Consider the following 18,996-nt stretch of genomic DNA (forward strand, 5'->3'; position numbering starts at 1 on the left):
TGACTCATGGTGAAGCCAGTAGCGCTCTCCCCGCAGGCGCGGGCCGAGGCGCTCACCCGGCTGGGGGAACGGGAACTCGACATCCTCGTGGTCGGAGGTGGCGTGGTCGGGGCGGGCGCCGCGCTCGACGCGGTCACCCGGGGCCTGAGCGTGGGCCTGGTGGAGGCCCGTGACTGGGCGTCAGGGACCTCCAGCCGGTCCAGCAAGCTGATCCATGGCGGCCTGCGCTACCTGGAGATGCTCGACTTCCGGCTGGTGGCCGAGGCGCTCAAGGAGCGGGGCCTGCTGCTCCAGCGGCTCGCCCCGCACCTGGTCCGCCCGGTGCCGTTCCTCTACCCCCTGACCCACCGGGTCTGGGAGCGGCCCTACGTCGGCGCCGGCGTGCTGCTCTACGACACGATGGGCATCACCTCCGGCACCGCCCGCGGCCTGCCGCACCACCGGCACCTGCTGAAGCGCCAGGCGCTGCGCGAGGCACCGGCGCTGCGCTCGGACGCCCTGATCGGCGCCGTCCAGTACTGGGACGCCCAGGTGGACGACGCGCGGCACACCATGAACATCGTGCGCACCGCGGCCTGCTACGGCGCGCACGTGGCCAACCGCAGCCGGGTCACCCGGTTCCTGCGCCAGGGCGAACGCGTGGTCGGCGCGGTGGTGCGGGACCTGGAGAGCGGGCGGGAGGTGGAGGTCCGCGCCAAGCAGGTGATCAACTCCACCGGCGTGTGGACCGACGACACCCAGAGCATGGCGGGCACCCGCGGCCAGTTCCACGTCCGGGCGTCCAAGGGCGTCCACCTGCTGGTGCCGCGCGACCGGATCAACTCCCGCACCGGGCTGATCCTGCGCACCGAGAAGAGCGTGCTCTTCGTCATCCCGTGGGGCCGGCACTGGATCGTCGGCACCACCGACACCGCCTGGGACCTCGACAAGGCGCACCCGGCGGTCAGCTCCAAGGACATCGGCTACCTGCTGGAGCACGTCAACAAGGTGCTGGTGACCCCGCTGACGCCGGAGGACGTGGAGGGCGTCTACGCGGGCCTGCGGCCGCTGCTGGCCGGCGAGGCCGCCGACACCAGCAAGCTCTCGCGCGAACACCTGGTGGCCCACCCGGTCCCCGGTCTGGTGGTGGTCGCGGGCGGCAAGTACACCACGTACCGGGTGATGGCCAAGGACGCGGTGGACGAGGCGGTGCGCAACCTGGACGAGAAGGTCCCGGAGAGCACCACCCACGACGTGCCGCTGATCGGCGCCGAGGGCTACCCCGCGCTGTGGAACGCCCGCTACGCGCTGGCCGAGCAGTCCGGTCTGCACGTGGCCAGGATCGAGCACCTGCTGCGCCGGTACGGCTCGCTGGTCAGCGAGTTGCTCGCGCTGGTGGCCGAGGACCCCTCGCTCGGCGAGCCGCTGCCGAGTTCCGACGACTACCTGCGGGTCGAGGCCGTCTACGCGGCCACCCACGAGGGAGCCAGGCACCTGGACGACGTGCTGGCCCGGCGTACCCGGATCTCCATCGAGTCCTGGGACCGCGGGGTGGACGCGGCCCGCACGGTGGCCGACCTGATCGCGGGCCCGCTCGGCTGGCGCCAGGAGCAGGTCGACCGCGAAGTCGACCACTACGCCAAGCGGGTGGAGGCCGAGCGCGAGGCGCAGCACCAGCCGGACGACCAGACGGCCGACGCGGTGCGGCTCGGCGCGCCGGAGATCGTGCCGCTGACCTGACGGCGGCTCACCCGCGCGCACGACACGCCGCCGCACCGCCCCCGGGGACCGTCCCGGGCGCGGTGCGGCGGCGTGCTGTCAGCCTTCGAAGCCCCGTTCGGCCAGGATCCGCTCGATCCGGGCGTGGTGCTCCCGCTCCCAGTCATCGAGGGATTCACCGGCCTCCTTGGCCAGCTTCGCCCGGGCGGCCCGCAGGATCTCCTCCTGGCGGGCCGCGGGGGTCACCACGATGCCCTCCTCGTCGGCCACCACGAGGTCGCCGGGATGCACCGGCGCACCGCCGCAGCGCACCTGGCCGCCCAGCGCCCCGATGGCCTCCTTGGTCCCCGGAACGGGGATGACGCCCCGGGCGAAGACCGGGAAGCCCGCCGCGCGCACCTCGCCCAGATCCCGGATCAGACCGTCCACCACGAACGCCGCGATCCCCCGGCGCTGAGCGACGGCGCACACGTTCCCGCCGGCGAGTGCGTAGTCCAGGTCGCCCGACTCGACGACGATGACCGAGCCCGGCCGCGCGCGGTAGATGGCCGCGTGCAGCATGAGGTTGTCGCCCGGAGGGCACCGCACGGTGAACGCCGGACCGGCGACGCGCGGGGTCGGGGACCAGAGCGGGCGGATGCCGATGTCCATGACCTGCGCGCGCCCGAGCAGGTCGGCCAGGGTGGTCGAGGGGATGTTCGTGAATTCGGTGCTGCGGTCCATGTCTTCCATGTCTTCCATACCTTCCTCCATGCCTTCCTTCGTGTTCCGCAGCCTCGTCAGCGGTCAGCGGCTCGCTACTCGGCGAACGGGCCCTTGCCGGCGAAGGCCAGCTGGGCGAAGCGTTCGCCGATCCGGCGGTGGGTGGCGGCGTCCGGGTGGAGCCGGTCGGGCAGCGGCAGTTCGGCGGCGTCGGCCTGGCCGTAGAGGTCGCGGCCGTCGAGATAGTGCAGGTTCGGGTCCTCGACCGCCCGCTGCGCCACGATCCGGGCCAGCTCGTCCCGGATGACGCCCAGCGTCAGCTTCCCGCTCGCGCGCTCCGCCGGGTCGCCGGTGGCCCGGAAGCGCAGCTGCCCGGCGCTGAGCGCGGCGAGGTCCGGGGCGCTGGGGCCGGGGGTGTCCTCGTGGATGGGGCACAGGATGGGCGAGACGACCAGCAGCGGTGTGCCGGGGTGGCCCTCGCGGACGGTGTCGAGGAAGCCGTGCACGGCCGGGGTGAAGGCGCGCAGGCGCATCAGGTCGGTGTTGACCAGGTTGATGCCGATCTTGAGGCTGATCAGGTCGGCGGGGGTGTCCCGCAGCGCGCGGGCGGTGAACGGGTCGAGCAGGGCGCTGCCGCCCAGGCCCAGGTTGATCAGCTCCACGCCGCCGAGGGCGCCGGCGAGGGCGGGCCAGGTGGTACTGGGGCTCGCGGCGTCGGAGCCGTGGCTGATCGAACTGCCGTGGTGCAGCCACACCTTGCGGCCCAGGTCCGGGGCCGGCTCGACGGGGGCGTCGGTGCGCAGCGCGACGAGTTCGGTGGTCTCGTTGTGCGGCAGCCAGATCTCGACGTGCTTGACGCCCTCGGGCAGGTCGGTGAAACGCAAAGTGCCGGGCGGGCCGGGCCGGGAGGTGGCGGTGCCGGTGGCCAGGTCGATGGTCAGGGTGTTGCCGCCGGTCACGCCGGCCTGACCGGCCAGGCGGCCGTCCACCAGCAGGTCGTAGACGCCGTCCGGCCGGGGCGGGGCACCCGGGTAGACCCGCTTGGTGGGCAGCGCGTCCAGTTCGACGGCGGTGGCCCGGGTGCGGAAGACCAGCCGCACGCCGGAGGGCTGGGACTCCGCCATGGCCAACTGCGGGTCGGCGTTCTGGGCGCGGGCCCGGGCGGGCAGCCGGTGCGGCAGCACGCCGTGCGCGGTCTGCTCCAGGTCGAGGGCACCGCGCAGGAGGTCCGCGGTGATGGGTGTGGTGATCCAGTGCTGCTGGGTGTGCATCGTGTCAGCCTGCCGGTCGAGGTGTTCGGGTCTGCTCTGGTTTCGCTGCTCGGCACCTTTCCCCGGGCGCCCGGCGGTGGTTGATCCACCGTCAGGGCGCGGGCCAGTTCCGCAGCAGCGCGTCGAGGGCGTCCATGGTGCGCGACCAGGTCTCCTGGGTGTCGGGGGCACTGTGGCTGAACCCGCCCCCCAGCTCCAGGGTCACGTAGCCGTGGAAGACGCTGCCCAACAGCCGGACCGCGTGGGTCTGGTCCGGCTCGGTCAGGTCGTACCCGCGCAGGATCGCCCGGGTCATCTGGGCGTGCCGGACACCGGCGCTGGCGGCCGCCGTCTGCGGGTCGAGCCTGAGCTGGGTCGCGGCGTAACGGCCGGGATGCTCGCGGGCGTAGTCGCGGTAGACGTTCGCCAGCGCCGTCAGGGCGTCCTTGCCGGCCCGGCCGGCCAGGGCGTCGGCGGCCCGGTCGGCGAGTTCCTCCAGGGCGAGCAGGGCGATCCTGGTCTTGAGGTCCTGGGAGTTCTTCAGGTGCGAGTAGAGGCTCGCGACCTTGACGTCGAACCGCCTGGCCAGCGCCGAGACGGTGACCTGGTCGAAGCCGACCTCGTCGGCCAGCTCCGCCCCCGCCAGGGTGAGACGTTCCGTGGTCAGTCCCGCGCGTGCCATGTCCTGCCTCCCGTTCGTAGAACTGATTATGCATTTACCTAAAGGCTTTAGGCAAACAAGCCTCTCTATTAGCCTGACGTGGGTCCCCGCCGTCCCGGTTGAGCCGACCGGCCCCTTCGAGCCGTTCACCGTGGCGGGTGCGCTCCCGGCAGTGGTGCGCACGACGACGTCAGGAGGACAGCGGTGCTCAGGTTCAACGGCTCGTGGCGGATCACCATCGTCAGCAAGGCCGCCGACTTCGATCAGCGCGTGGTCGTCCGCGGCCCGCACGGCACCTGGACGGTCCCCGGGCAGCCGGGCGCCTGGCTGCAGGTGGACGCGGACAGCTGGTCGCTCTCGACGGAGCACAACTACCCCGGCCGCGGTTGGCAGCCGAACGTGCGGACCACCTCCAGGTCGGACGCCGAGTCGAACGGAGCCCGCAGTCAGATCCTGACCAGCACCGACATCAGCTATGCGGGCAAGGACGCGAACTACCCCAACCTCGTCGTCCGGTTGGACCGGTCGTCGGCGGGCCAACTCACCGAGGCGTTCAAGCGCACGAGGACCCCCCTCGAGCAGTCGGCGCACCAGGGCCGGCTCGGTTCCATCGGACAGCCGATCCAGGCCCCGCTGTCCGCCCCTTCCCAGACCATCCGGACCTCCAGCGACCCGGCCACCAGCCCGGCGACGACACCCGCCAGGCGCGGCACCACGCCCGCACAGACCGCACAGCCCGCACAGACCGCGCAGCGCGCACAGCCTGCGGGGCAGCCCCGCTCCGCGACGAGGCAGGGATAGCAGCCCGGCCCGCCTCAGCCGGCGGCCGGCACCTCGGCGAGGCCGGCGTAGACGTCCTTACCCTGGGCGCGGGCCTGATCGGCCATCATGTCCGCGCCCCGACAGGGGCCACGGGTAGCGCGTGGACCCACCACCTTCCTCATCGAGATGCCAAGCCCCGGCAATGACCCGGGAAAGCCCCCCGAACCCCGACCGCGCGGCAATGGTTCGATCACGATTCGGCCACTGTTCCACGCCGTCAGCCGCTGCGGCCGAATCTGCTTTGGCGTCAGCCCGCACTGCCGATAGTGTCTCGGCTTCGGCCGCTCAGCTCGGTCGCAGTTGACGATGACTCATCACGGGGGATCAACCTTGTCCACTCCGCTGCCGCCTGCCCAGGGTCCGCTGTCACCGCAGGCTCCGGCCGGGCCGCCCCCTGGCGCATTCGGGCCGCCCATGGGCGAGTTCGGCGCTCCGCCGGCCGGGGCGGCAACGGCCGCACCGCCCGCCCAGGCCTACACCCCGCCGCCGGGTGCGCAGGCGCCTTACGGCTACGGCGCGCTGCCGCCCCAGGCGCAGCCCCAGCCAGGGCCGCAGCCGGGGCCGCAGGGCTGGCCGGTCGGTGCGCCGCAGTTCCAGGGTGGGCTCAGCTGCCGCTTCTGCGGTTCGGTGCCGGCCGTGGAGGCGACCATTCGCGGCCACCAGGGCTTCCTGGTGATCATGCGCTTCCTCAAGCTCCGGGGTCCGTTCTGCCGCGACTGCGGAATCGCCACGCACCGCTCGATGACCGCCAAGAGCCTGTGGCAGGGGTGGTGGGGGATCGCCTCGGCGCTCATCAACCCGATCACCATGCTCGTCAACCTGCCCCAGCGCGCCAGGATCAACAAGCTGGCGCCCCCGGTGCCGGGTGCTCCCCGGCAGCCGATGAGTCCGGGGCGGCCGCTCTTCACCCGGCCTGCCTCGCTCGGCCTGCTGATCCCGGTGCTGGCCGTCGGACTGGTGGTCTGGTCGAGCCAGCAGAGCCCGGACTACGCGAGCGTGGGCGACTGCGTGCACAACCGGGCCGACGTGACGACCGCCGGCGCCACCGACGACCACCCGGACGTCGAGGTGCTCCCCTGCTCGGATCCGTCGGCCGACGCCAAGGTGGTCGGCAAGGAGAGCGGCACCGGCAACCCCGACGACCTCTGCCGCAAGTACCCGGATTCGGACGGCTATTACCAGAAGCAGGGCTCGTCCTCGGACTCGTACACGCTCTGCCTGCAGTTCCTGCACTGAGCGGCTGCCGGTGATCCCGGTGATCACCGGCGCCCGCGCCGGGGCATCACGGCTCCCCCGCCGGCCCGGCCGAACCCTCCTCGCCGCCCTCGCCGGCTCCCTGGTCCCCGCTCCGGCGACCCGTACCGGGCCTTCGTCGGCGACCCGGACGGCTCCGAGAGCGCCGGCACCGGCTACGGCGTCTACTTCCCGCCGGTGGCCGACGCCGCCCGCGCCTACGGAGTGCGGGTCGCCGCCGCCGGTGAGGGCCTGACCCCGGCCCGGCTGCGCGCCCAGCTGCGAGCGGGCCGCCCCGCGATCGTCTGGGTCGACTACCTGTGGCGCGACCGGCCCGATCACCCCTACACCGCCTACGACGGCCGCAGCGTCCGCTACCCGGGCACCGCCGAACACGCGGTCGTCGTCACCGGGTACACCGACACCGCCGTCACCATCAACGACCCGGCCCGCGGGCACCTGACCGTCAAGCCGAGCGACTTCGAGGCGGGCTATGCCAGTTACGGGGACATGGCCGTCGTCCTCGCCGACGCGTGACGGCGTGCGGCGGACAGCGGCCGGCCGGGCGAGGCTGCGTATCGTGGGAAGCATGAGCGAGCGGCACGCGTGGCAGGTGGCCGAGGATCTCGGCGCCTCGGGCGAGCGGTCCTGCGGGCACCTGGGCGAGGTACGGGAGGTCGTCCCGAGCAGCACCCGCGGCTGCGAGGACTGCCTGCGGATCGGCAGCCGCTGGGTGCACCTGCGGGAGTGCCTGGCCTGCGGGCACGTGGGCTGCTGCGACAGCTCACCGAAGCAGCACGCCCACGCGCATGCCCACGCCGCACCCGGCCACGACCTCGCCCGGTCCATCGAGCCCGGCGAGGACTGGGCCTGGTGCTACACCGACGAGCTCTTCCTGCGGCCCGCCGACTGACCCGCCGCGCAGGCCCTACGCCCAGTGGTACTCGGTCACCTCGCCGCCACGCACGGTGACGCTGCCCGCCGGTGTGTCCGCGGTCCGCCAGAGCGTGTACTCACCCTCCGGGAGCGGCGAGATCACCGCGCAGTGGATGCTGCGCCCGACGAGATGGCGGGGCCGGACGGCCGCGTGGGTGCGGGTGGTGTCCTGGCCGGTCAAACTGACCTCGATCTCCAAGCCGTCCTCGGCGGCACCGGTGTGGATGATCAGGGCGCCGAGGGTGCCGCCGATCTCCAGGACCACGCTGCCTTCCCGGGAGGGGGCGGGCAGCGGCGCGTGCGTGTGGGTGTGCGTCATGCGTGGTGACTCCTGATCGGGGAACGGGCCGGTGCGGGCCGCCACGACGGCTACCCGCACCGGGTGCGCTGCTGACGGGTCAGCTGGACGGGGTGTGGTACCCGTCGAAGGGGACGCCCAGGTACGGGAAGCTGTTCAGGTACGGCGTGCCGAGGTCGGCCGGGGTGAGACCGTCGGTGATCACACTGGCGGCACCGTCCGGCGTGAAGCTCGGGTCGACCAGCGGCAGGGTCAGACCGGCGATGGCCCGCAGCTCGACGGTGACGACGTCGTCGAAGACGCGCCGACCGTTCGGGAAGCCGGCCGGGTCACCGGCGACCAGGCCCAGGATGTTGGGGTTGGTGGCCGGCGGAACGGCGACGTTCAGCCGCAGCATGTCGGCCTGGGTGTCGCCGGTGTAGTTCTGGAAGCCCGGCACGACACCGCTGGGGATGCCGGTCAGCAGGATGGCGAGCAGGTCGGCCCGCGACTTGGTGTAGGCCGCGAGGTTGGGGAAGACGCCCGGGTAGAGCACCGGCAGCAGCTTGGCCACCTCGGGAAAGGCCACGTACTGCGCGAAGTTCTTGTCGTCGGCCGGGGGCTGGGAGTTCCACAGGTCCTTCTTCCCCATCGGGACGATGACCTCGTTGAAGAGCGGGTTGCCCAGCCGGGAGACCTGCACGAAGGGGCCGGACTCGGTGGTGTGTCCGGTGTGGTCGATGACCCGGGCCTGGCGGCGGGAGGCGGTGGTCCACACGCCGATGGTGGCGTGCGGGTCCGTCACGCTGCCGGGCTTGCGGTGGTCCTTGGTCAGGTCGGTGATCGGGACCTGGAGCGCGATGCTGTGCACGTTCAGCTGCTTGGTGGCGTTGACACCGGGGGCGGGCTGGGTGAAGGCCGGCATGAGGTGCAGCTGCTGGAACGGCCGCAGGGTGAGGAGGTCGAAGATCGAGCCGAGGTCGACGTAGAAGCCCTCGGCGCGCTGCCCGGCGAAGACCTTGCGCCCGCCCTCGATCCGGTGGACCGCCATGGCGGCCAGCGAGGTGTAGTCGGGGGTGGAGAGCGGGCCGATGTTGCACGGCGGGCAGGCCAGGTTCTCGGCGATGACGCGGCGGCGGTCACCGGCCTCGACCCGGGTGATGCTGTACGTCTGGCGCCGGTTCCAGGTGGGCGAGTCCAGCGCGGTGATCGGCCCGGTGTTGTAAAGGAAGGAGTTGGGGTCGACCACCTCCACCCGGAAGCGGAACTCGTAACTCACGTCCGGACGGCCGTCGTTGTCGTTGTCGATGTGGATCGTGTAGAGGACGTCCTCGCCGAACTCGTAGAAGTTCGGGCCGCCGGCCGGGCTCTGCAGCGGGATGTAGTTGGCGATCAGCGTGACGGTGTCGCAGGCGTCGGGGCTGACGAAGGCGTAGACGTCGGTGCTGTCGGCGACCGGGTCCTTGGAGATCTCGGGGGCTTCGCGGTGGGACGACACGGGAACCTCACAGGGGTTGGATTGTGGTGTACGGCGGGGGCAGGAGCGGGAACGTGGGCCGGTCGGCCCCGGAAGGAGCCCGACGCCGGGGCCGACCGGTACGCGCGGGACGGTCAGCCCAGCGCGCGGACCAGCGCGGCGGCCAGCGCCGGGTCCTGGACGGCGTGGTGCTTCTCGCCGCTGAACAGGTCGAGCCGGCCGGTCCGCGCGTCGCGGACGTGCACGATCATCGGCTCGTCGTGCTCGGGGGCCTGGGCCGGCGCGGGCTCGCCCGCCGGCGACCTGTCGGTGGTGGCGGCCTCAGCCGCGCCGCCACCGGCGCCGGCGACCAGGCTCACGGCGAGCCCGGCGGCGCCGACGGCCGCCGCCTGGCGCATCAGGTGCCGGCGGGTCGGGCCGTTGGACGGGGCGTCAGTCGCGGGATTTTCCAAGGACATGGGAATTCCTCCGGAGATGGAATGGACGGGCGTGCCGCCGACCCGCCCCGATCCGCCGCACGAGAAGGTGGCCGATCGCAGTCGGGCGCACGCCAGGGTGCGAGTGACGTTGGATCACGAAGGAGAAATGGCGACCAGGCTTCGGGTACTGGGACTTCGGGTACTGGTGGGCGGTCACCGGAAGTGAAATGGTCCCGGAATACCCCGGTCAAGGCGACACGCGTCCACCCGCTGCGACATTCCGCCCTACCGGCTCAACTGCGTTGCAGATCAACGAATGGTCGATGACCAGAGGCCGATGACGAGCCGTCACCGACTTCCGGCTGCCGCCGGACCGCTACCGAGTGGCGCCGCGCGGTGAATTCGGCGTGCGCGGAAGGCCGAGATGGAATACTGCGGCTCAACGACTCGGCAGACGCACCGCTTCGGAAAGGGTCCACCCGGAAAACACCCACTCGGAAAGCGCCTGCCCAGCGGGCCGCCCCTGGGGCCTGTCAATGGCCGGCCGGCACCCAACTCCGCTGGTCGCCGCGCCATTCGCGAGCGCCGAGTACCGCCTTCCGGCACGCGCCGGGGGCCGCCGCCCGGACGGCGTCGGCCTCACACGTGCGCGGGCAGGCCCGTCGTCCACTCCCGCTGCTCGGCGGTGTCCGGGACGGCCAGCCCGCGCGCTCGTCCGATCAGCTCCCAGGCGGTGTCAGGATCAAGGCCGTTGAGGATCAGCAGCGCGGCGGCGAGCAGCGAGGACCGGCCGATGCCGGCCCGGCAGTGCGTGACGACGTGCGCGCCGTCGCGCAGTTGTGCCGCGAGTTGCCGCAGGACGGGCAGGATCGTGGGGAGATCGGGGACGGTGAAGTCCGGGATGGGCACCTCGACGAACCGCAGCCCGGCCGCCTCCGCTGCCCCGGGTTCGCCGGTCAGGCCGAGTTCGTCGCGCTCGGCCCCGGGGAGGGCGCAGACCAGGACGTCGACACCGGCGTCCTTGAGCGCGGCCATCTCGCCTTCGAGCCGGTCGTTGCCACGGGGTCTGGCCATGGTGCTCAGCCGGCCCGGCCCCGGGAGGTCGACGGTGAAGAAGGGGGGTCGCATGTCCGCAGCGCTTTCGGAAGGGTTGGATGACGGTCGGATGATCAGCTGGGTCAGTGACCGGAGTTGGCCCCGCCTCGGCGGGTCGGACGTTCCCTGCTGATCGAAGACCGTTGCCCGGCAGCACGGTCCGCGACCGACATCGTAGTCCCGCGTGCCGGCGAGCCCTCGTCCGTTGCGCCTGCGATACCGGTGTGCCGGGCACCGGGATGGACCAGCCCGGCTCGCGGCGGCTGTCCGGCCAGGTGACGGTGAGGGCAGGCGGCACGGGAGCGGTCCCGGCCAGCAACCATGGGCGGACCCGTGAGCAGAGAGTATTCCGGAACGGTCGGAGCGGGCGGAACCTGGCGCCTGCCGCTGGCGGCGCTGGTCGTGACGACCGGTTGCGTCGCCGGCCTGTCGGCGTGCAGCAGTTCGACCACGCACACGTCGACGTCGACACCGGCCTCGGCGGCGTCCTCCGCGGCGTCCCCCTTCTCGCCGGCGACGGCGTCCTTCTCGGGTGCCACTCCCTCCGGGCTGTCGTCACTCGCCGCCTCGGCCCAGGCCTCGCTGTCGGCGGCCTCCGCTTCCGCCTCCGCCGCGGCCGCCTCCTTCGAGGCGTCGGTCTCCGCGGCGGGTGCCGCGTCCGAGGCCTCGGCCTCGGCCGCGCTGGCGAACGTCTCCGGGAGCGGCAACGCCACCGGGGACGTCACCCTCACGGGAGTGCCCAGGACCACGAGCGGCGATGTGACGGCGGTGCTGGTGAACATCACCAACACCACCTCCAGCACCGCTTCCTACGCGGTGCGGGTCGACTTCACGGACTCCTCCGGCACCCTCGTGGACAGCGATGTGGTGGGCGCCCAGAACCTCGCGCCGGGCCAGCACGCGGCGCCCGTCGCGGTCAGCACCAAGTCCTCGGGTGTCGCCCTGAACCCGAAGGTCGCGACGGCCGAGCGCTACTGACCGCTCGGTCCGCCCGTTGGCGGTCCTGGCGCGGTCCGGGGCCGTCCGTCCGCCGTCCGCCCGCAGCCCGCAGCCCGCCCGTGTGTGACAACCGACTGCCCGAGCCGTACCCCTGCCGATCCGGGGCCGGCCGGGCACTTGGCATGATGTGGCACGCACCGGGGGCGATCCGCGCTCCCGCGCTGCCGCTGGGCGGGAGGCTGGGCACGGATGACGTCCGAGGAGCGCTGGGTGGTGGCCGGCCTGGGCAACCCCGGCCCCTGGTTCGCGGGAACACGGCACAACGCCGGGTTCCTGGTGGTCGACCGGCTCGCCGAGCGCCACGGCGCCAGGTTCCGCCGGCGCGGGATCCGCTGCCGGGTCGCCGAGATCGAGGTCGCGGGCCGCCGGGTGGTCCTCGCCAAACCGGGCTGGACCATCAACCTGTCGGGCGGCCCGCTCGCCGGGGTCCTGCGCGCCTACCGCGGCACGCCCGAGCGCCTGCTGGTCGTCCAGGACGACCTGGACTTCCCGTTCGGCGCCGCCCGCCTGAAGCGCGGTGGCGGTCCGGCCGGGCACAACGGGGTGCGGTCGGTGGGCGAAGCGCTGGGCACGCGCGACTTCCTCCGGCTGCGTTTCGGGATCGGGCGTCCGCCCAAGGGACAGCCGGTCGGCAGCTTCGTCCTCCAGAAGTTCACCCAGACCGAGCAATCGGCCCTGCCGGACCTGGTGGACCGCTGCGCGGACGCCGCCGAGGAGCTGATGCTGAGCGGTCTGGGCAAGGCGCAGAACGCGCTGCACGCCGCGCAGGCCTGACCGGCCGGCCCGCCACCGACCGCAGAACAGCGGCGAGCGGGGCTCAGCTGTCCGTTTCAAGTAGAAGCATCCCTTTTCGTCCGTACGCTGGAAGCCAGGACTCAGACGCCTGCCATCAGATCCGGCGGCGTCCAGGGAAAGGCGTCGGCGCATGGCTGGACCTACCACCCGCGAGCGGGGCAAGGCACCCTCGTCGAAGCAGCACGGCCTGCGCGGCCTCCTGGCGCGGATCTCGCTGTTCTACCGGCAGATCGTCGCCGAGCTGCGCAAGGTCGTCTGGCCGACGCGCTCCGAGCTGACGTCCTACACCGGCGTGGTGCTGACCTTCGTGGTCGTGATGGTGATGCTGGTCTACGGCCTCGACGTCGCGTTCGCGCACATCACCTTCTCGATCTTCGGCTAGCCACCCGGCTCTTCCACCCGCCGCTCCACTCGCCGACGACCGACGACGACCGCCGAGGCCCGCCCCCGGGCCCTCGGCGGTCAGCCGGTGGCGGGCGGGGTGAAGGTGAAGGGCAGCGAGCGGACCCGGTGGTCGAAGGTGGACGGGGCGATCTCGGGGGCGGCGGTCGAGCGGATGTCGGGCAGGCGGCTGAAGAGTTCGCGGTAGAGGGCCTTCATCTCCTGACGGGCCAGGTGGGCACCGAGGCAGAAGTGCGGGCCACCGCCGCCGAAGGCGAGCTGCGGGTTGGGGTCACGGGTGATGTCGAAGGCGTCGGGCTCGGGGAAGACCGACTCGTCCCGGTTGGCGGCGGCATAGCAGAGCAGGACCCGGTCGCCGCGGGACAGTTGGGCGCCGCCCAGCTGGTGGTCGGCGGCCAGGGTGCGGCGGAACTGGATGATCGGGGTGGCGTGGCGGAGGATCTCGTCCACCGCGCCGTCCAGCCTGCGCTCGGGGTCGGCCAGCAGCAGGGCGCGCTGCTCGGGGTGGGCGCTCAGCAGGTGCAGGCCGTGGGCGAGCGCGTTGCGGGTGGTCTCGACGCCGGCCACCAGGAGCAGCGAGAAGAAGGCGCCGAGTTCGCGCCCGGTCAGGCCGCGCCCGTCGAGGTCGGCGCCGACCAGGGCCGAGATCAGATCCTCGGTGGGATGCCGGCGGCGCTCGCGGCCCAGCAGGGCGACCAGCCGCTGCATGCGGGCCAGCGCCCGCAGCCCCTGCGCCGGGAACCGGATCCGCTCGCGCAGCGGGCGGTGGACGCCGGTGTGCTCGGAGGCCTGGTCGATCTGGCGCAGGATCAGCGCTCGCTGCTCCTCGGGGATGCCCATCATGGCGCAGATGACCTGGAACGGGAGCTGGGCGGCGACGGCGGGGACGAAGTCCGCCGGGCGCTCGGCGATCACCCGGTCGACGATCCGGGCGGCGGTGGCCCGAATGTCCTCCTCCACCCGGGCGATCAGCCGCGGGGTGAAGGAGCGGCCGACGATCCGGCGCAGCTGGGCATGGCGCGGATCGTCCAGGTTGACCATGGAGTCGCCGAACAGCAGCCGGACCCAGCGGGCCGGTTCGGGCGTGGTGACGCCGGGCGCGCTGCGGAACACCTGGGCGTTGCGACTGGCGGCGAGCACGTCGGCGTGGCGGACCAGGGCGTGGAAGCCGCGCTCGCGGCGCAGCGGGCCGGCCGGGCGCTCGACGAAGTAGACGGGCGCGGGCAGGGCGCGCAGATGGCCGAAGGCGGCACTGCGTTGCTCGGCCGGGAGCCGCCAGAAGGCGGGGGCGGCCAGATCGATCCACGGCGGCAGCGCGGTCGGCGGGACGAGCTCCGGCGCTCCAGGAGAGGGCGACGCGGGCGAGGGCAATGCGGGTGTCTCGATGCGCAGTTGGTCGGACATCCGGACCGCCCCCTCCCCTGGCCCCGATCTGTTACGGAGCGTCAATGTGCGGATGCCACAGGTTAGCAAAGGGCGCGATTGGTCGTATACCACCGTCCGAGTGGTCCCGCACCTGCGGAAGCTGACGCGCCCCGACCCGGCTCGCCCTGCCACCGCCTTCGGGAACGCCTCAGCGCGGCCTGGTCAGGCGGCGCTCGCGGGCGCGCCGCCAGGCGGGGCGGGCAGCCGCCAAGGCAGCTGCGGCGGCCGGGCGTTGGGCCGCGTGCAGGACGCCGTAGCCGAAGGTGTTCTCCCCCTCGGCGTAGGCCTCGGCGGCGAGTTCGGGCAGCAGCCGCTCGGCCACCACGGCGTCCTGGTAGCCGCCGAGGGCCTCCTGCAGGGCGCGCATCCGGCGGGCCAGCCGGGCGCGTCCCGGGCCCGCCAACTCGGCGGTGTAGCGGGCGCGTTTGGCCGCCTTGCGGGCGACGTGCAGCGCTTCGTCGCGACCGGGGCCCGCGGGGTGGCCGATGGCGGCACGCATCCGGCGGTCGACGCGGCGCTGTTCGTGGCGCAGCAGGCGTTCGAGTTCACCGCGGCCGCGGCGGGCCCGGCGGCGCAGCGGTGGGCGGTCGGCGATCCGGCGGATGTCCACCAGGAGCCTGAAGTAGCGCTCGCTGTCGAGGACTTCGCGGACCTGCTGGTAGGCGGTGGCATAGCGCCGCTGGAACCGGGCGGTGAGCTGGTCCGCCAGCTGCCGCGGTGCGGCGGCCGACGGCAGCTGGGCGCAGGCGGCGGCGAGGCGCTCGCCGGTGGCCTCGGCGTCCCGGGCCAGGCCCAGGACCTGGCCGAGCCAGCGGAGTTCGTCGGCGACCCGGCCCACCTGCGGCCCACGCAGCAGCTGCTGACCCGCCGTCAGAGCGCTGCGCAGGCGGCGGCAGCAGACCCGCATCCGGTGCACGGAGTCGGCTTCGTCGCGACGCACCGCCGCGTCCAGGGCGAAGAGTTCGGCGCACTGGGTCCGCAGGTAGCCGGCGATGGCCGCACCGGCGCTGCCGGCGGCCGGCCGGCGGGCGGAGCCGGTGGCGGGCTGGACGGCGGGCCGGCGCAAGCGGGTGGCGGCGAGCAGGGCCGCCGGTCGGGCGTCGGGTGCGGCGCCGAGCCCCTGGGCGCGCAGTCGGGCATCGAGGGCGGCCAGCAGGCGGGCGCGGCCGTGCACCAGGCGCACCTCGGTGCCGGTCCAGCCGGCCAGCCGTCCCGGCCCCGGAGTGGCGGACAGGGGTTGGGCGAGCGTCTCGGTGCGGTCGAGCCGGGCCAGCGTGCGGCGGTCGCTGTCGAGCAGCAGCGCGCGGGTTCGCCGGGTGCGCAGTCGCAGCACGGGGCGCGGCGTACGACCGCCGGTGTAGGCGAGCAGTTGGTCGACCAGCTCGACGGGGACGGCCGCCGCCGGTGGGGCATGCCGCTCGCTGCCGTCGGGCAGGGTCAGGCACCAGTCGGGCTCCGGTCCGCTGAGGGTGCGGCCGTGGGCGAGCAGGCGCAGGTCGGGTGTGTCGTGACAGACCAGCACCGTCTCCTCCCACCCGCCGTCGACGAGCTCCGCCACCCGCGGCAGCGGCCCCAGGCGCAGCGGCTCGGGCGGCACGCCCTGGTACCTGCGGACCGGCTCGGGGTCCGCGCCGCCGCCGTGGCGCGACCCGTGCGAACCGTGGGTACCGTGCGGAGTGGCCATGGGATCAAGCGTCGCGCTTCCGCGCCTGACCTGCACCCTTCCCCGCCCCGTTCGGCGGGCCGGGCCGGCATGATCGCCGGCGCGGACCGGCTCAGCAGCGGGCCTGGCAGGAAGGCGCCCGGCTGCCGGGCCCGGGATACCGGTCCGGGCCCGGCAGCGCGGCCGCTCAGTCGGCCAGCGCCTGCAAGCGGCTGTAGGCGCCGTTGAAGTAGTCCTGGTCGCCGGGGAAGGTCCCGGAGTCCGCGTACTGCCAGAAGGTCTGGTAGGACCAGCCGTTCGGGAGCGTGCCCGGCGAGCTGGAGTAGCGGGCGATCCAGAGCGGGTTGGTGGCGCCGAAGCCGCCGTAGTTGCCGGTGCAGGTGGTCCACCAGTCGGTGGTGGTGTAGATCGTCGGGTAGCGGCCGGTGAGGCTCTCGACGGTGTTGCTGAAGTCCCGGATCCAGCTCACCATCGCGCTCTGGCTGAGGTCGTAGCAGCTATCGCCGTAGGGGTTGTACTCGATGTCCAGGGCGGGCGGCAGGGTCATGCCGTCGGCCGACCAGCCGCCGCCGTTGCTGACGAAGTAGTCGGCCTGGGTGGCGCCGCTGGAGGCGTTGGGCAGGGCGAAGTGGTAGGCGCCCCGGATCAGGCCGGCGTCGTAGCTGCCGTCGTACTGCTGGGCGAAGGACGGGTTGGTGTAGTCGGTGCCCTCGGTGGCCTTGACGTAGGCGAAACCGGCGCCGTCCGCGGCGGCCGTGGACCAGTCGACGCTGCCCTGGTAGCTGGAGACGTCCAGGCCGGGGGTCTGGGCGACCATCGGCTGCAGCGGTCCGGCGGGGCCTCTGCCCTCGTGCGCGACGATGGTGGACCCGGCGTGGTCGAGCTCGGGGTGACTGGGCTGGAAGCCGCGCCCGGCGGTGTCGGCGTGGGCGGGGACGGCGACGGCCGTGGCGAGCAGCGCCGCGGCGAGGGTGGCGGCGGCGCGGGCGAGGCGGGCGGTGTGAGCCGTGCGGGGGAAGCGGGCAGTGCGGGACATGTTCGCTCCTTGTGGCCTGGCAGGGATGAGTACCACATGTGCGAGAACGCGAACGTCAATGCCGGTACGCAGAAAGGCAAGCATGCATACCAATGATTGGCATGACCGCGCCCGGCGAGCGTAGCGGCCGATTCGGCTCCCCCGCTAGAGAACTGACGCCGCATCAGCAGAAGGAAGCCCACCAGGACCCGCGTAGACCCGGCCCCGCCACCCGGCGTTCACCCGGCCGGAGAATCCGGCCAGAGAATCCGGCCGACCCACCGCCCTGCCGCGACACCCGTCAGTCGCGCAGCCGGCGGGCCACCTCGCCCAGCGCCTCGGCGAGCACCGCGAGCTGCTCACGGTCCAGCACGTCGATCAGCGCCTCCCGCACCGCCGCGACATGCCCTGGCGCCGCACCCCGCAACATCTCGCGTCCACGCTCGGTGAGGCATGCGAAGACCCCGCGCACATCGCTGGGACAGGACCGCCGCCCGACCAGCCCGGCCTTCTCCAGCTGCGCCACCTGGTAGCTGAGCCCGCTCTTGGAGGTGACCACCCGGTCGGCCAGCTCGGCCATCCGCAACTCGCCCTCGGGGACGGCGGAGAGGTGCACCAGGATCTCGTACTGGGTGTGCGAGAGCCCGCAGTCGTCCTTCAGCTGCTGCTCCAGGTGGCGCGCCACCAGGCTGCTCGCCACGACGAAGCCGCGCCAGGCCGCCATCTCCTGCTCATCCAGCCACCGGGTCTCTGCCATGCCTCCCAGCGTATCCGTATTGTTCAAATTTGAAGATCGCCGATCGGGTGAGGTACCGTCGAGTCGGGCTTCAAATTTGAACTACTTCTGCGGAGACCCTCATGACCAGTGCTGCTCCGTCCGTCCCGGCACAGCTGCCGCCCGCCCGGGTGCGAACCAGGGTGCGGGTGCCGCTGCGGTTCGGCGACGGCTTCCGCGTCGAGGCCGACGTGGTGACCTTCCACGACCTCGCCGACGGCGCCGAGCACCTCGCGCTCGGCCTCGGCGACCCGCGGGCCACCGCCACCGCGCTGGTCCGCGTCCACTCCGAATGCCTGACCGGGGACGTCTTCGGCTCGGCGCGCTGCGACTGCGGCCCGCAGCTGCGCGAGTCGGTGGAGCAGATCGCGGCGCACGGCGGCTACCTGCTCTACCTGCGCCAGGAGGGCCGCGGCATCGGGCTCTACAACAAGCTCGATGCCTATGCCCTCCAGGACGGCGGCCTCGACACCTACGCCGCGAACGCCGCCCTCGGCCTGCCCGAGGACGCTCGCGACTACACCGCCGCCGCCCAGATGCTGCACGCCCTGGGGTCGCCCACCATCAACCTGCTGAGCAACAACCCCACCAAGGCCGCCCAGCTCAGCGCCCTCGGCATCACGGTCGCCCGCCGGGTGCCGACCGGCGTGCACGCCTCCCCCAGCAACCTGCGCTACCTGCGCGCCAAAGCCCTCGGCACGGCGCAGACCCTGGGCCATGGCCTGGTCCTGCAGCCTGAACACGCCTGAGCAGGCCTGACGCCGGCTGCCTGGTTCGACCCTCCGACCCCTCGCAAGGCTTCACCCCCGACCGCTCGTCCCGAAAGGCAGGGATCACCATGCCCGTCCGCCGTCTCAACCACGCGGTGCTCTACGTCCGCGACGTGTCCCGCGCCGTCGCCTTCTACACCGAGGTGCTCGGCTTCCGGACCTCCGTCGAGATCCCGGAGCGGGCCGCCTTCCTCAGCGCGCCCGACAGCCTCAACGACCACGACCTCGGCCTCTTCGCGGTCGGCGCCCAGGCGCCGGGCCCGCAGCAGGGCCGGGTCGGGCTCTACCACCTGGCCTGGGAGGTCGGCACGCTCGGTGAGCTGGCCGAGATCGGGCAGAAGCTGACCGAGCAGGGCGCGCTGGTCGGCGCCACCGACCACGTGGTCTCCAAGTCCTTCTACGCCAAGGACCCCGACGGCAACGAGTTCGAGGTGATGTGGCGGGTCCCGCGCGAGGACTGGCCGACCGACGACCAGCAGCACGGCCTGCTCCGCCTGGACCTGGCGGGCGCGATCGAGCGCTGGGGCACCGACCTGGCCACCGGCGCGGCAGCCGGCTCCGCGACCTGAGCCGGAGGTCCCC

General features: G+C 72.9%; 21 protein-coding genes. 10 read left to right on the forward strand and 11 right to left on the reverse strand.

The window, feature by feature from the left end:
* The first annotated feature begins 6 nt into the window (after positions 1–6).
* Entirely contained in the window at positions 7–1,719 is a 1,713-nt protein-coding gene (locus OG403_RS03310; protein ID WP_329561260.1) for a glycerol-3-phosphate dehydrogenase/oxidase, read from the forward strand.
* A gap of 78 nt (positions 1,720–1,797) precedes the next feature.
* Here OG403_RS03310 and OG403_RS03315 read toward each other — a convergent pair whose 3' ends face one another.
* From OG403_RS03315 to OG403_RS03325, 3 genes are all read right to left on the reverse strand, one after another.
* A complete protein-coding gene (locus OG403_RS03315; RefSeq protein ID WP_329572079.1) occupies positions 1,798–2,421 on the reverse strand; it encodes an RraA family protein in 624 nt (207 codons plus the stop codon).
* 74 nt (positions 2,422–2,495) lie between these two features.
* Positions 2,496–3,671, reverse strand: a complete 1,176-nt coding sequence (locus tag OG403_RS03320; RefSeq protein ID WP_329561261.1) for a GDSL-type esterase/lipase family protein — start codon at positions 3,669–3,671, stop codon at positions 2,496–2,498.
* Positions 3,672–3,762: 91 nt separating this feature from the next.
* Entirely contained in the window at positions 3,763–4,332 is a 570-nt protein-coding gene (locus tag OG403_RS03325) for a TetR/AcrR family transcriptional regulator (protein ID WP_329561262.1), read from the reverse strand.
* A gap of 183 nt (positions 4,333–4,515) precedes the next feature.
* Here OG403_RS03325 and OG403_RS03330 point away from each other — a divergent pair, with 183 nt between their 5' ends.
* The 4 genes from OG403_RS03330 to OG403_RS03345 all read left to right on the forward strand — a co-directional run bounded on the left by OG403_RS03330 (position 4,516) and on the right by OG403_RS03345 (position 7,279).
* Positions 4,516–5,112: a hypothetical protein gene (locus OG403_RS03330; protein WP_329561264.1), complete on the forward strand. Its 597-nt coding sequence runs from the start codon at positions 4,516–4,518 to the stop codon at positions 5,110–5,112.
* Between the two features lie 435 nt (positions 5,113–5,547).
* Positions 5,548–6,369, forward strand: a complete 822-nt coding sequence (locus tag OG403_RS03335; RefSeq protein WP_329561266.1) for an LppU/SCO3897 family protein — start codon at positions 5,548–5,550, stop codon at positions 6,367–6,369.
* A gap of 45 nt (positions 6,370–6,414) precedes the next feature.
* A complete protein-coding gene (locus OG403_RS03340; RefSeq protein WP_329572081.1) occupies positions 6,415–6,903 on the forward strand; it encodes a C39 family peptidase in 489 nt (162 codons plus the stop codon).
* A gap of 52 nt (positions 6,904–6,955) precedes the next feature.
* Positions 6,956–7,279, forward strand: a complete 324-nt coding sequence (locus OG403_RS03345) for a UBP-type zinc finger domain-containing protein (protein ID WP_329561267.1) — start codon at positions 6,956–6,958, stop codon at positions 7,277–7,279.
* Positions 7,280–7,294: 15 nt separating this feature from the next.
* Here the strand turns inward: OG403_RS03345 and OG403_RS03350 are convergent, their stop codons facing one another.
* The 4 genes from OG403_RS03350 to OG403_RS03365 form a co-directional block, all read right to left on the reverse strand.
* Positions 7,295–7,621, reverse strand: a complete 327-nt coding sequence (locus tag OG403_RS03350; protein WP_329561268.1) for a hypothetical protein — start codon at positions 7,619–7,621, stop codon at positions 7,295–7,297.
* A gap of 79 nt (positions 7,622–7,700) precedes the next feature.
* Positions 7,701–9,077 carry a DUF4331 domain-containing protein gene (locus OG403_RS03355; RefSeq protein WP_329561270.1) on the reverse strand — a complete coding sequence of 459 codons (1,377 nt, stop codon included), beginning with the start codon at positions 9,075–9,077 and terminating at the stop codon, positions 7,701–7,703.
* 113 nt (positions 9,078–9,190) lie between these two features.
* Positions 9,191–9,514 (reverse strand): hypothetical protein, encoded by a 324-nt coding sequence (locus tag OG403_RS03360; protein WP_329561272.1) that lies wholly within the window; start codon positions 9,512–9,514, stop codon positions 9,191–9,193.
* A gap of 600 nt (positions 9,515–10,114) precedes the next feature.
* Positions 10,115–10,603, reverse strand: a complete 489-nt coding sequence (locus OG403_RS03365; RefSeq protein WP_329561273.1) for a protein-tyrosine phosphatase family protein — start codon at positions 10,601–10,603, stop codon at positions 10,115–10,117.
* Positions 10,604–10,903: 300 nt separating this feature from the next.
* Between OG403_RS03365 and OG403_RS03370 the strand changes: the two genes are divergently transcribed.
* The 3 genes from OG403_RS03370 to secE all read left to right on the forward strand — a co-directional run bounded on the left by OG403_RS03370 (position 10,904) and on the right by secE (position 12,746).
* A complete protein-coding gene (locus OG403_RS03370; protein ID WP_329561275.1) occupies positions 10,904–11,548 on the forward strand; it encodes a hypothetical protein in 645 nt (214 codons plus the stop codon).
* 210 nt (positions 11,549–11,758) lie between these two features.
* Positions 11,759–12,343, forward strand: a complete 585-nt coding sequence (gene pth, locus OG403_RS03375; RefSeq protein ID WP_329561277.1) for an aminoacyl-tRNA hydrolase — start codon at positions 11,759–11,761, stop codon at positions 12,341–12,343.
* Between the two features lie 151 nt (positions 12,344–12,494).
* A complete protein-coding gene (secE, locus tag OG403_RS03380; RefSeq protein WP_329561279.1) occupies positions 12,495–12,746 on the forward strand; it encodes a preprotein translocase subunit SecE in 252 nt (83 codons plus the stop codon).
* Between the two features lie 80 nt (positions 12,747–12,826).
* Here secE and OG403_RS03385 read toward each other — a convergent pair whose 3' ends face one another.
* The 4 genes from OG403_RS03385 to OG403_RS03400 form a co-directional block, all read right to left on the reverse strand.
* Positions 12,827–14,170, reverse strand: coding sequence for a cytochrome P450 (locus OG403_RS03385; protein WP_329561280.1), 1,344 nt, complete (start codon positions 14,168–14,170; stop codon positions 12,827–12,829).
* A gap of 169 nt (positions 14,171–14,339) precedes the next feature.
* Positions 14,340–15,875, reverse strand: coding sequence for a CHAD domain-containing protein (locus OG403_RS03390; protein ID WP_329561281.1), 1,536 nt, complete (start codon positions 15,873–15,875; stop codon positions 14,340–14,342).
* Between the two features lie 166 nt (positions 15,876–16,041).
* Positions 16,042–16,890: a lysozyme gene (locus OG403_RS03395; RefSeq protein WP_329561282.1), complete on the reverse strand. Its 849-nt coding sequence runs from the start codon at positions 16,888–16,890 to the stop codon at positions 16,042–16,044.
* 280 nt (positions 16,891–17,170) lie between these two features.
* Positions 17,171–17,626, reverse strand: coding sequence for a MarR family winged helix-turn-helix transcriptional regulator (locus tag OG403_RS03400; protein WP_329561283.1), 456 nt, complete (start codon positions 17,624–17,626; stop codon positions 17,171–17,173).
* Positions 17,627–17,727: 101 nt separating this feature from the next.
* Between OG403_RS03400 and OG403_RS03405 the strand changes: the two genes are divergently transcribed.
* The gene (locus OG403_RS03405; RefSeq protein WP_329561284.1) at positions 17,728–18,393 is read left to right on the forward strand and encodes a GTP cyclohydrolase II; all 666 of its coding nucleotides are present in this window, start codon (positions 17,728–17,730) and stop codon (positions 18,391–18,393) included.
* Positions 18,394–18,482: 89 nt separating this feature from the next.
* Complete coding sequence (locus OG403_RS03410; protein WP_329561286.1) at positions 18,483–18,983, forward strand: VOC family protein; 501 nt, start codon at positions 18,483–18,485, stop codon at positions 18,981–18,983.
* The last annotated feature ends 13 nt before the right edge of the window (positions 18,984–18,996 follow it).

It is taken from the genome of Kitasatospora sp. NBC_01266, assembly GCF_036242395.1.
Taxonomy (GTDB): Bacteria; Actinomycetota; Actinomycetes; order Streptomycetales; family Streptomycetaceae; genus Kitasatospora.